Raw genomic sequence first — 11,000 nt, 5'->3', positions numbered from 1 at the left:
ATCCAAATATCTCAACAACTTGGTTGAGCAGGACCATCGGGCGATCAAGCGACGCACGCGACCCATGCTGGGATTCAGAACTTTTCGCTGTGCCCGCATCCTTCAGGCCGGCATTGAGATTATGCACATGATCGCCAAAAATGATATGAACGCCTCCCACCCGTGAGCGGTGGAAGCGAGAGGAAAGCGGAGCCTTACGGGCCAACGGCATCAAAGTGCCAGAATGGAAGACCATAGAGATTTCCCAGGCAAACCGGAGGCTCCAAATGGATATTACGACGGTAGGTGTGGACATTGCAAAAAACGTCATTCAGCTCCATTACATCGACGCGGAGACGGGCGAGATCGTAAACAAACCCGTGAAGCGGACGGCGTTTCTTGAGCATTTTGCGAACCGGTCTGCGTGCCTGATAGGGATGGAGGCGTGTGGTGGTTCGCAGCACTGGGCCCGCAAGCTCACGGCGATGGGCCACCAGGTGAAGCTGATGCCGGCGAAGTTCGTCAAGGCGTTCGTGATGGGTAACAAGAATGATGCAGCTGATGCGCGTGCGATCTGGATGGCGGCGCAACAGCCGGGCAAGTCAGTTGCGGTGAAGACGGAAACACAGCAGGCAGTGCTGGGGCTGCACCGGATGCGGGAACAGCTGGTGAAATTCCGGACGATGCAGATCAACAGTCTGCGTGGCCTGCTGACCGAATACGGTGAAGTGATGGGCAAGGGTCGGGCTGCGCTGGATAAGGCGGTGCCGGATGTGCTGGAGCGGCTGGTGGGCCGTTTACCGATGATTCTGATCGACACGCTGCACGAACAGTGGAGCGGCCTGGCGGATCTCGACCGGCAGATTGCCGAAATCGAACGGCGTCTACAGGCCTGGCTGAAAGAGGACAAGGCATGCAGGGCAATTGCTGCGATCCCGGGTGTCGGACTGCTAACTGCAACCGCCGCGATCGCGACGATGGGAGACGCGAAAACGTTCAGATCCGGGCGTGAGTTCGCGGCCTGGATCGGGCTGGTCCCGAGACAAACGGGCTCGGGCGGCAAGGTCCAGTTGCTGGGGATCAGCAAGCGAGGCGATACCTATCTACGCAAGCTGCTGATTCACGGTGCGCGCAGCGTGCTCTTCCACACGAAGGAGCCTGGGCCGTGGCTTGAGCAGATCAGGAAGCGGCGGCCGATGAATGTAGCGGTCGTGGCACAGGCCAACAAGATGGCCCGCACGATCTGGGCGATCCTGGCGCATGACCGACAGTACGACAAGGATCACGTGAGCGTGAAGCCGGCCTGACCGGCAACCACTCTGTACAAGTTCAACGTTTGCAGGATGACACGTCGAAAGGTTGCGCTGGCAATCGTATGTGATGACAAGACAGGTCGGACCGGGACTCGCTAAACCTGAATCTGTCCAAGAGCTTCGAGCTCGGGCCAAAAATGAGGTGCGGGCCAGCGGATTTCATAGTGGGCCGCAGCGTATCAGGCTGCAATAAGCCCGAATATAAAGCTGCAACCCATCCTGTCGCAGTCGTAGCACGCGAAAAACCGTCGCAAACGGGAGGCGTTCATATAAGGACAGATGAAATGTGCTCGCGGAACCCATCCGTCTGGCGCCGATCAATTCTACGAACTGGCAACATAAGCAGTGCTTTGCATAGCGATCGCAGTTCTTCCGCTATCCTTACCGCGACAAAACCAATTTTGTTCTTGTCTTGTTCTCGTTTTTAGGGAAAACATCGAGAGATGAGGACGCCATTTTTCAAGACAGAGGGAGCATTTCAGACAACCGGTGGCGACGCGGACCGCGTCATGAACACTGTCGCTTCAATGGATCGGTTACGGGCTTACGTACTTGGACGCGGCGACCAGGCCGCGGCAGAGATTGCATTGGCCTACCTCGAGCAAACCTACCCCAAAATGGCCGTGGTCTGCTCGGCCCTGCGCGACACCTTCGTGATGGAAGAATATGACGGCGAGAACACGCGCGAACGCGCGGCACGGCGCGCTTATAACAAGATCGTCGATCGTCTTTCGAACACTCCGATTTAGCCATGGGAAGGATAAAGGAAGACGTGTTTGTGTGGCAGCTTGCAGCCGTCGATGGCATCGTTGCGGCCGTGTGTTTGAGTTGCAGTCATCGCGGGTTCTTGGTGGCAAAGAGTATCCAGAAAATCGCACTCTTCCATGAGGAACGTCAGGGCCGAAAGAGCCTGCTGAAAGTCCCAGGTCGAATAGATTAGGCGTTGGAGTTGACCATCGGTGAGATTGGACAGTGGTTCAAGCATGGGTAGCTTCCAGGGGCATAACTGTGGCCACACGGGTTCTTAGGTCCGCATATCAACTCAAGTATGCCATTTTGATGACTTGGGTTGCCGGCGTGAGAAATTTCTCAACCAACGACTGCTTTGGACGTGCATTACTGACAGGCGCTATTGGCCGAGAGGCCTCTCATTTCATTTGAGTCCAGCCGCGGGACGGCGCCTTGACATTGGTCGGCGATAGGTACGATAGCCAAACAGACTGTCTTTTACCTGCTGCCCTACTGATGAACCGACCGCCCGCCCTTCTCTTAGCCTTCGGACTGCCCCTACTCCTTGACGGCCGGGTTTTAGCGAAGCGGGAGCTTCGCTATCATGGGAGAAGGTGCAATTTCAGTATATACATTTATGGATTCCGAACTCTGGCTGTCGGACCCTGAAACGGCTTATGCCGAATGGCAGCGCGCCGAGGCAACCGGTGCGGATAGGCGCGCGTTTGCCGAGCGCTCCATCGTTCAGCATCGCTCGATGTTTGCCCGCTTCCATCGCTATCTCGGCGGCCGTGGCATTACCCTGATGGACTTTGGCACTGATCACATCGACGGCTTCTTTGCTGACCTCGACCGCGACTGCGAGCCGGGTACGTCGACACGCCTTCGATATCTGAAACTGATGGACCGGCTCTCACGCCATCTATCCCTGCAGGGTCTGCGCACCGACAACCCTGCTGCAAGCCTCCTGCCGCGAGAGCATTGGCCAGACGATGAGCCGATGCCGGTCTTTCTGTGGCCGGACGAAGATGCCCGTGTTCAGGACGTCTGCCGCGCAGCGACCTTCGAGTCGTTCAAGGAACTGCGTAACCGGGCGATCGTGGCGCTGCTGCTCGCGACCGGTATCACGGCGGCCGAACTCAGCGCGCTGACAGTGGACGATCTCGACGCGCGAGGGGCACGGGTCAGCGTGTTCGTCAGAAAGCGCGGGCCGCGAATCGCGCGCCGCGTGCCCGTCGACGCGTTCGCGCTTGAGATTGTGAGTGAGTACGCAAAGGCGCGCGCTGCGCTATCCCCGGCGGACGGTCTGCTTTTTATGGCGACGGCAGGCGGCAAGCCAATGAAGCCCGCAACGCTCGGGCAGTGCGTGCGGAGTGCGCTACGCGCTGCCGGCGCTGCGGCTGCCGACGAAAGTCCGGGGTTGTTGCGCAACACGTATGGTCGCAGGCACCTTTTGGAAGGCAAGACCAACGAACAGGTGAGCAGCCTGATGGGCCTGTCCAGCCATCGGACGGCTACCCGGTTGCGCGAGACTATTTTTAACGCTGGTGAGATGGACGAGCAGCAAGGAGAGGATGACGCCGCAAACGCCGCATAAGTCTCATGCGTGCCGGGTGCTCCCTTGACTTTGGCCACCGCCGCGTAGCCTGGTGTGTGAACCGTACACGGGGTACGGCCATATCTCCGGGCTACAGTCATGATCTATAAAAGCGCGTTCAAGGACATCATCTACCCGGCGCAGAATCGGGAACCACGCGTCACCCGATACCGCATCGCGCTCATGAAAAATTCCAGGCTGGTTCGAGCGATCGTTCATCTCGTAGCCGACGAGCCGACGCAACCACAATCCACGGAGATCGACACCGCGCTCGACGTCGTTCTGAACCGAATCATTGAGGCAGAACTGGTCGGCGTGCGCCATGACTGCGTAAGGCTGGTCGTTCAAGCGGACGCGCAGATGACCGAGTACCCGATCACCTTCAACGCGCTCGATGTGGCGCGGCCCGGCGATTCAGAGAGGCGGCCGCCGCCCACCGCCGATCAGGCAATCCATATCCGCTCGCTCGACGTCGTCGGAGGTTCGGTTGCATTCTACGTGGACCGCGAGGGCGGAAAACCGGTCAGCGCCAGCGTCGCGGGGATGCTTCGTTGAGTACACCGCGCCCCCGCTATGCCGTTGGTCGGTGGGAATCCCTGTGGGCGAGTCATCCCTATATGTCCCACCGGATACTCATCGACCTCCCGTCCCGTAAAGTTATCGCCGGCGAGCACCGTTATTACAAGGCATGGCACAGCATGAGCCTGCGCGACCTTGAGTACATGCAACAGATACTGGACGAGACCTGTCACGACATCTTTGACGAGCCGAAGGAGTACGACTTCGCGCGGATTGATGAGCCGCCTTACTGGGCCACCCAGCCGTGGCCGTGGCCAAGGGTCGCGGCGCTGACCGATGACGATGACGACGACCTGGATGATCAGGCGCGCATTGACGATGTGTAACTACGCTCGGCGCCAGCGGAACGAAAACCTTCAACGAGGACATGAATTGGCAGACAACGATACCCCACTGCAATTTACGGTGACCCGGGACGACCTGTTTTCCTTCACCCACGGCGAGATCTTCGGCACCATGTATCCGTCCCGCGACAAGATCGGGCTGGATGAGTGGGTCTGGCGGCTTTCGAAGACAGTTATCAATCGCGTGCGTGATGCCGCCGGTGAATTGCTTGAGGTGAAGGCGGAGACGGTCGTCATCAGCGAGGGCTATGCAAGCAGGGCCGCCGACGCTGCATACGACATGCGCGCCTGTCTGCATCGGCAGATTGAGAAAGCTGGCCAGAGCGTGTAGCAGGTCCTGGTAGGCCATGTAAGTGTTAGCCGCTCCGCGCCATGGCGTAGCGATGCGGGCCGGCGAGCCCAAGCCGTCGTCTGTGACAGGACGGCGTCTGTACGCAGTCCCCCAGCAATTCGGGCGCCGCGTGATGTGAGCGTGGCGCCATTTATCGATCGGGGCGTTACGCTGCCAGAGTAAGCGGCTGACCTGAGCCAGCAGTCTCGTCGATACGCGCAAGAACATTTTTCAGGCGCTCCACCCGCCGATGGTATGTCCCGCAGCAACCGGGCGGGGGCAGCGCTGCAATCCGCCGGTGCCAGTACGAACTGGGAAACGGGCTAGCGAATATCAGCGGGGACGGACATAGTCCAGTCCCCGCTTTGCTGGTATCCCTTCTCCGCCTCTTTTTCTGCGACGCCGACGGTCACTTGCGCGCCGCCGAGCCTTCCACGCCCGCGGTCCGTCCCCGCAACCGCGCGCGAGCCGCGCTCTGCCGCACTCGTCGCACTCGTCGCACTCGTCGCGCAGCAGAAATCATAGCTGGTATGCACTGCCTGCAATGAGGGCTGCCGCAGCGCTATCGCCATCGACGTCGCCCGGGCCTGGCTGCACGCCGGAACCCCCAGCCGCGGCGCCACTCTACCGGATGGTGGATTGCATCTCACCCAGGCGCGAAGCGCAGCGCTCTGACGCATCGCATGCAGCAGGGCGCAGACGTGGCGCTCTGCCCTTCGCCGTCTACTGCGGCAACGACGCCAATGCGATTTCCGCTGCGCTGTCCAGTTGCTCGACGTGCCAGCACTTGTCCATCAGTGCGCGGGTTTGCGCCGGCGAAAGAATCCCGTCGGCGAGATCGGCGAATTTCTTTTCGAGTTGCTGATCGGTCATCGGCACTTGGGTACTGCCTATCGCGTGCTCGATGAATTTGTGCAGCTTGCGGCCGTCCTTCAGTGTGATCGTCATGTCGACCTGCTCTGGCTTGATCGCGGGATCGATGACCGTATTCACTTTTTCGCGCAGTGCAACCGTCATGGGGTCGCGCACCTTCGCATCACTGAACTGCTTCTCGCCCGCGGCGCCGTCGAGCACCGCAATCGCCACCGCGTGATAGATGCTGAACTTGCCTTCGAGGCCGATCTGCGGCGTCTTCTTGCCCGTCAGTTCGATGACGAGCGGATGCACGCGAAGATCGATACGCTCGATCTGGTCGGCCTTCAGCTGGTACTGGTTGCGCAGTTGGATCGCCGCGTCGATAGAAGGATGAATGACGATGCCGCACGCAAACGGCTTGTAGGTGTTGAGCGTCGACTCGTATTGCGAGCCGAGACCTTCGGTGATCTCGCGGTAGTCCTGCTTCGTGCTGATGGTGTTCGCCCAGCCCCGCTTCGCTTCGATCATGCCGTCGGAACTCGTGTAGTCCTTGCCCGCCAGAACCGCCGCGAAAATGCCGTTCGCGGCCGCGCGTCCGGGATTGAAGCTCTTGTTCATCGAGCCGAACGATTCACGCAGCCCGACCGGTTGCGACGCTGCAAGACCCAGCGCCCATACCATCTGCTGGGTGCTCAAGCCCATCAGTTTTCCGGTGGCGGCCGCCGAACCGAATACGCCGCACGTGCCCGTGATGTGCCAGCCCACATCGTAATGATTTGGATACACCGCATTGCCGATTCGCAATTCGGTCTCCACACCCAACACCAGTGCGTTCAGAAAGTCTTTGCCCGATACGGGGTGATATTGCGAATACGCCAGAATGGCGGACACGACGGGGCCCGCCGGATGAATGATGGTCTTCAGATGCGTATCGTCATAGTCAAAGATATGACTGCTGACGCCGTTGATGAAGGCCGCGTTCATGATGTCGAAGCGCTCGGTGCGGCCCAAAAGGTTGGCCTGCGGCGGCCCGGAGAAGGGCATAAGCGCGGCAACCGCGCGATTCACTGTCTCGTCATGCGAGCCGCCGACCGCAACGCCGACCCAGTTCATCAAGGTCCGCACGCCTTCCTTGCGAGCGGGCGCGGGCAAGTCCTGGTAGCCGGTCCTGACGATGAACTCGGCGAGGATGCGCGTGACTTTCGGCGGGCGCGCATTGGCGCCGCTGGCGGCCGCAGTTGCCGACGCCGCTTTGCCGGCATCGGCGGATTGCGCGAAAACAGCCGTGCTGGCCGTTGCCGACGCCAAAGCGCCCACAGCACTGGTCTTCAGAAAATGACGCCGATCGATTGCGGACATGAGTGTGTCTCCTACGGATTCGATTTTCGATAGCGCGGCGCAATGTGTCGTCGCAAGCGAGCGACGTCCATGGGCTGCGGTGGTGGCCAGACAGGCGCGTGGCGTGCTTGCGCTCATCACGCCGTTATCAGTGGCCTCAGTTGGCGAATGTCCTTGAGCGTTTCGAGGCGGTTGATCGTCTCGATCAGCTTGTCTGTTTTCGCCGCGCCGAGAACCGGCGTCATCAGGTCGCGGGCTTTTGCATTGACGGCCTCCGTGGACAGCGGGTTTTCTTTCGTGCCCGGCGGGAAGCGCGTGTAGTGCTCGACGGTGCGGCCGTCCGTCAGCGTGACTTCGACCTTGGCGCCGCGAGGCGCTGCCGGGTCCTTCAACGACTGATCGGGTTGCACGGTGACTTTCGCGCGCTGCGCGAGGATGGCCGGATCGCGCATCAACGCGACATCGTGACTGTCGCGGAACGACACCGCGCCCTTGACGAGCGCCAACGCCACCAGATGCTGGCAATTGACGTCGGGCATCGCGCTATCGCCGACGATACCCTCGGCATCCGGCGGAATCCTGACGACAATGGCGTGCACGTTCTCCGGCGTCAACCCGTACTGCTTGCGCAAGCTAAGCAGCGCGTCGAGCGGCGACTGGATCGGATAGCCGACCGAGAAAGTCTTGATGGCCGTTTCGGTAACGTAGAAGCGGCTGCCGAGGCCGTCGAGCATCGCTTCCGGTTGCGGGTTCGTCGAGAGCGCGATGAACAGGTTATGCGTGCCGTCGAGCACGTCGAAGACGCCCGTCATACCGGACTGCACCATGCCGACCGCCTCTACGCCATTACGTGCACCCATGCCCGCGAAATCGAAGGCCTTTTCGATGTGGTCCTTGTCCTTGACCCAGCTCCATAGCCCCGACACCTGCTGCGCGGAATACGAAATCGCATAACGCATCCGGGTTTCGTCGAGCCTTGCAAGCGATGCTGCCGCGCCCAGCGAGCCGAACGTCGACGCGGTGCCCTCTGCACTGCGATGCGAGCCGCGCACGAGGTCGGGGCCCAGCGCCATCAGCAGACGGCAGGAAAGATCGTAGCCGAGCGCCACCGCGCGCAGGAGCGCCTCGCCGCTTTGCCCTTCGTGTTCGCCGACCGCCAGCGCGGACGGCACGACCGAACTACCCGGATGCGCTTTCGTGACAGGCTCGAAGTCGTCGGTTTCGTCGGAGTGTGCGCACATGGCATTGGCAAGCGCGGCGTTGACCGTCGTCGTGCGGAACATCGAGCCGATCACCGATGCCTGCGGTTCGCCACCCAATCCGCGCACGTATTTCGACGCCATCATGCCGGGACGCATCCGCGAACCGGACACCATCGCGCCGAACGTGTCGAGAACGCGGTGCTTGCATGCGAGCATCGCCGCATCGGGCAATGGTGTGTCGCGTGCCGATACCATGTAGCGCGCGAGCCGTCCGGTGATGTCGGCGCCGGTCGGGGTTGGGATTGTGGACGTGCTTTCATTCGCGGCGATGGCGACGCGCAGCGGCCCGAGCGACAGCGCAGCGAGCGCGCCCGCCGACTGCAGCAACCGTCGCCGCGATAGCCGTCGACGTGCCGGCGTGAAATCTCCATCCCTATCCATGGCGTCTCCCTGACTTCTCGTGAGATAGTGTCGAAACTGTCGAAGTGTCGACACTTTTCGTGGTCCAGTCAAGTTGATGTTGTGTTTGCTTAAAAGATAACCGCAGATGTACTCACCGTCAAATCGATGAGGGCAAGGCTTTTCCATTCCCACGAAGACTCGGGCGACACCGTTAGCTGGAGTTGACCAGTTGGTCACCCCGTGCGACCCAACGTCGAAAGGAGCTGCGATGACTCAGAATGTCGACAGAAGCGCGCTCGAAGGCGAGGGCGAATCGTCGTCAGTCGGGAAAATCGTCGAGTGGGTGGCGCGCGGCATTATCGAAGGCCGCCTGTTGCCCGGAGACGATCTGAACTCGGTCGATCTCGCGAAACGGTTCGACGTGAGCCGCACGCCGGTGCGTGAAGCGCTGTTCGTACTGAGCCGCGAAGGACTCGTCGACTGGTCGCCGCGCAGGCGCCCACGTGTCGCAGCGGTCAACTTGAAGGATGTGCGCGAGATCTACCACTTACGTGCGATTCTCTACGCCGAAGTGTCGAGGGCAATCGTCGAACGTGCGACCGACGCCGACATCGAATCGCTATGGGGCGCGCATCGCCGTCTCGCGGAGGTTGCCGCGCAAGGCGACGTGGACGGCTACTTCTGGGCCAATGTCGCGTTTCGCGACGAGGAGTTGCGAGTGTGCGGCAACGGCATCTTCAAGGAGGTGCTGGATTCCATGCGCATGCGAATCAACCGGCTGCGCCGCTTCAGCACGTCGTTGCCTGGTCGCTTGCATCGCTCGTGCGCGGATCATCAGCGGTTGTGCGAGGCGTACGCGGAAAGAGATGGCGTACTGGCCGCGGCGCTGAACCGGTCGATCGTGTTGAGTGCGCTGCAGGCAATCGAACGGGCGTGGGATCAATGCCAATTCAATGCTGGTTGAACAGTTGGCGGTGGGTAAACGCACCATGAGCCATAGCCATGTCGAAAGAAGACAAGCGCAAACGTTCCGGCCGAGCGAGTTACTTCGACTCTCACAACTCGCCATGGCATTTTCCTCGAACCATCTGGTCGGGTGACCCGAAAATTCTCGCCGTTTCCGAACCAGTCATTCACAAGGACCCGAAGGGATTTGCACCAACCATTCATCTGCATCTCCGCGCTCCGCGGCCGAACTATCAACTCGAGACAGCCGCATCACATCGCGCACCATGCGATCTTCACGCTACTGGCAGGCACCGTCCAGACGATGCTGGGCGGAGATTGTGCTGTCATGAACTACGCTCGCGCCGCAGCGGCCGCGCTCGGACTCACGCTCCTGCTATGGGCCGCGTTTTATCTGATAATGGAAAAGCCGTTGCGTGGTCGATGCATTGCATAGCGAGTTCAAGGACTTGCCCGAGTTGGCGCAGAGGGCAGGAGCCGATGGCGACCGCAGTCGATGACATACGCTGCGCAAATCGAGCAACAGGAAAGCGCCCGGGCTCGAGACCCCGGACTGCGGCCGGGAATACGCCATGCGCAGTAAGCGTCGCTTCTTTGGAGCAATATGAGTGAACTGGCGGCGTTGGAGGAAGCGGGCTACCACCCTGGATGGTTCTTTGATCCTTACTACCCAGCCAATCTTGAGGCGGCGCAGCGTCAGGTGGATCTCTGGTATCGGACCGAATGCCCGCAGGCACGGCCCGGTTGAGCGCATACCGGCGCCACGACGTGAGCGCCCAAGCTATGCGGCCGGGCAATAAAAAACGTCCTTCTTAACCATCCGCGGCCCGGCAATTATCGACCCCTGAACGGCCCTTCGGCGCAGCGCGTAGTCAAGGGGCGCTTCCAAGCCACTCAGGCCACTGAAGCCGCTTGAGGCTCGAACGGAAACTGCTCGATCTCGCCGCCGCGCGCCACGACCACCGTGCTCTCCGGAATCTCCTGCCACCAGCCCGGCAAATCGGCGAGCGGCTCCGAAAGGACCAGAAACGCATCCTGCCCGGCCATCTCGATGCGCGGATCGTTGGGATACAACTCGTGCAGATGACGGAACGACGTGTTGTGAAACAGCGAGCGTGACTGCTTTTCGCTCGAATAGCGCACCGCGACGATCTGCTCGCCGTCGGTTGCGCAGACGGTCATGTTGAGCGGCTCATTGACGCCGTGGCGGCGGCCGGTTTGCTCGACGAACGCCACCATCCGCTCGAGAGCGTGACGGGCGCCAGTTCGAGACCGAACGTGAGCGCGAGGAAGAACAGCACTTCGGAATCGGTCGAGCCTTCGATCGATGGGAACAGTTCAGGGGCGATCGCGACCATCAGATCG

12 protein-coding genes and 1 pseudogene are annotated in these 11,000 nt (G+C 60.7%); 9 read left to right on the top strand and 4 right to left on the bottom strand.

What is annotated here, in order from left to right; genetic code table 11:
* The 3 genes from QOC89_RS18335 to QOC89_RS18325 all read left to right on the top strand — a co-directional run.
* A partial coding sequence (locus QOC89_RS18335) for a DDE-type integrase/transposase/recombinase (protein WP_323046322.1) occupies positions 1 to 166 on the top strand: 166 nt, incomplete at its 5' end.
* Positions 167 to 266: 100 nt separating this feature from the next.
* Positions 267 to 1,286, top strand: coding sequence for an IS110 family transposase (locus tag QOC89_RS18330; protein WP_323046320.1), 1,020 nt, complete (start codon positions 267 to 269; stop codon positions 1,284 to 1,286).
* Between the two features lie 515 nt (positions 1,287 to 1,801).
* The gene (locus QOC89_RS18325) at positions 1,802 to 2,041 is read left to right on the top strand and encodes a hypothetical protein (protein WP_323046319.1); all 240 of its coding nucleotides are present in this window, start codon (positions 1,802 to 1,804) and stop codon (positions 2,039 to 2,041) included.
* On the opposite strand, the gene QOC89_RS18320 is transcribed toward QOC89_RS18325, so the two are convergent.
* Positions 2,038 to 2,277: a hypothetical protein gene (locus QOC89_RS18320; protein WP_323046318.1), complete on the bottom strand. Its 240-nt coding sequence runs from the start codon at positions 2,275 to 2,277 to the stop codon at positions 2,038 to 2,040. The genes QOC89_RS18325 and QOC89_RS18320 overlap by 4 nt on opposite strands.
* Positions 2,278 to 2,658: 381 nt before the next feature.
* Between QOC89_RS18320 and QOC89_RS18315 the strand changes: the two genes are divergently transcribed.
* The 4 genes from QOC89_RS18315 (at position 2,659) to QOC89_RS18300 (ending at position 4,872) form a co-directional block, all read left to right on the top strand.
* A complete protein-coding gene (locus QOC89_RS18315; protein ID WP_323046321.1) occupies positions 2,659 to 3,618 on the top strand; it encodes a tyrosine-type recombinase/integrase in 960 nt (319 codons plus the stop codon).
* 99 nt (positions 3,619 to 3,717) lie between these two features.
* The gene (locus QOC89_RS18310; protein WP_323046317.1) at positions 3,718 to 4,173 is read left to right on the top strand and encodes a hypothetical protein; all 456 of its coding nucleotides are present in this window, start codon (positions 3,718 to 3,720) and stop codon (positions 4,171 to 4,173) included.
* 62 nt (positions 4,174 to 4,235) lie between these two features.
* Complete coding sequence (locus QOC89_RS18305) at positions 4,236 to 4,523, top strand: hypothetical protein (protein ID WP_323046316.1); 288 nt, start codon at positions 4,236 to 4,238, stop codon at positions 4,521 to 4,523.
* Between the two features lie 46 nt (positions 4,524 to 4,569).
* A complete protein-coding gene (locus QOC89_RS18300; RefSeq protein WP_035484207.1) occupies positions 4,570 to 4,872 on the top strand; it encodes a hypothetical protein in 303 nt (100 codons plus the stop codon).
* A gap of 723 nt (positions 4,873 to 5,595) precedes the next feature.
* Here the strand turns inward: QOC89_RS18300 and QOC89_RS18295 are convergent.
* Together QOC89_RS18295 and QOC89_RS18290 are read right to left on the bottom strand one after the other, a co-directional pair.
* The gene (locus QOC89_RS18295; RefSeq protein WP_323046315.1) at positions 5,596 to 7,086 is read right to left on the bottom strand and encodes an MmgE/PrpD family protein; all 1,491 of its coding nucleotides are present in this window, start codon (positions 7,084 to 7,086) and stop codon (positions 5,596 to 5,598) included.
* A gap of 116 nt (positions 7,087 to 7,202) precedes the next feature.
* The gene (locus QOC89_RS18290; RefSeq protein ID WP_323046314.1) at positions 7,203 to 8,708 is read right to left on the bottom strand and encodes an MmgE/PrpD family protein; all 1,506 of its coding nucleotides are present in this window, start codon (positions 8,706 to 8,708) and stop codon (positions 7,203 to 7,205) included.
* A gap of 229 nt (positions 8,709 to 8,937) precedes the next feature.
* On the opposite strand from QOC89_RS18290, the gene QOC89_RS18285 reads away from it, so the two are divergent.
* Together QOC89_RS18285 and QOC89_RS18280 are read left to right on the top strand one after the other, a co-directional pair.
* A complete protein-coding gene (locus QOC89_RS18285) occupies positions 8,938 to 9,633 on the top strand; it encodes a GntR family transcriptional regulator (RefSeq protein ID WP_323046313.1) in 696 nt (231 codons plus the stop codon).
* A gap of 606 nt (positions 9,634 to 10,239) precedes the next feature.
* A complete protein-coding gene (locus tag QOC89_RS18280) occupies positions 10,240 to 10,383 on the top strand; it encodes a hypothetical protein (RefSeq protein WP_323046312.1) in 144 nt (47 codons plus the stop codon).
* 146 nt (positions 10,384 to 10,529) lie between these two features.
* On the opposite strand, the pseudogene QOC89_RS18275 reads toward QOC89_RS18280, so the two are convergent.
* A pseudogene (locus QOC89_RS18275) lies at positions 10,530 to 11,000 on the bottom strand (class II glutamine amidotransferase); the annotation flags it as partial.

Source organism: Paraburkholderia sp. (assembly GCF_034668105.1).
Classification (GTDB): domain Bacteria; phylum Pseudomonadota; class Gammaproteobacteria; order Burkholderiales; family Burkholderiaceae; genus Paraburkholderia.
This window is presented reverse-complemented; position numbering and strand designations above follow the sequence as displayed.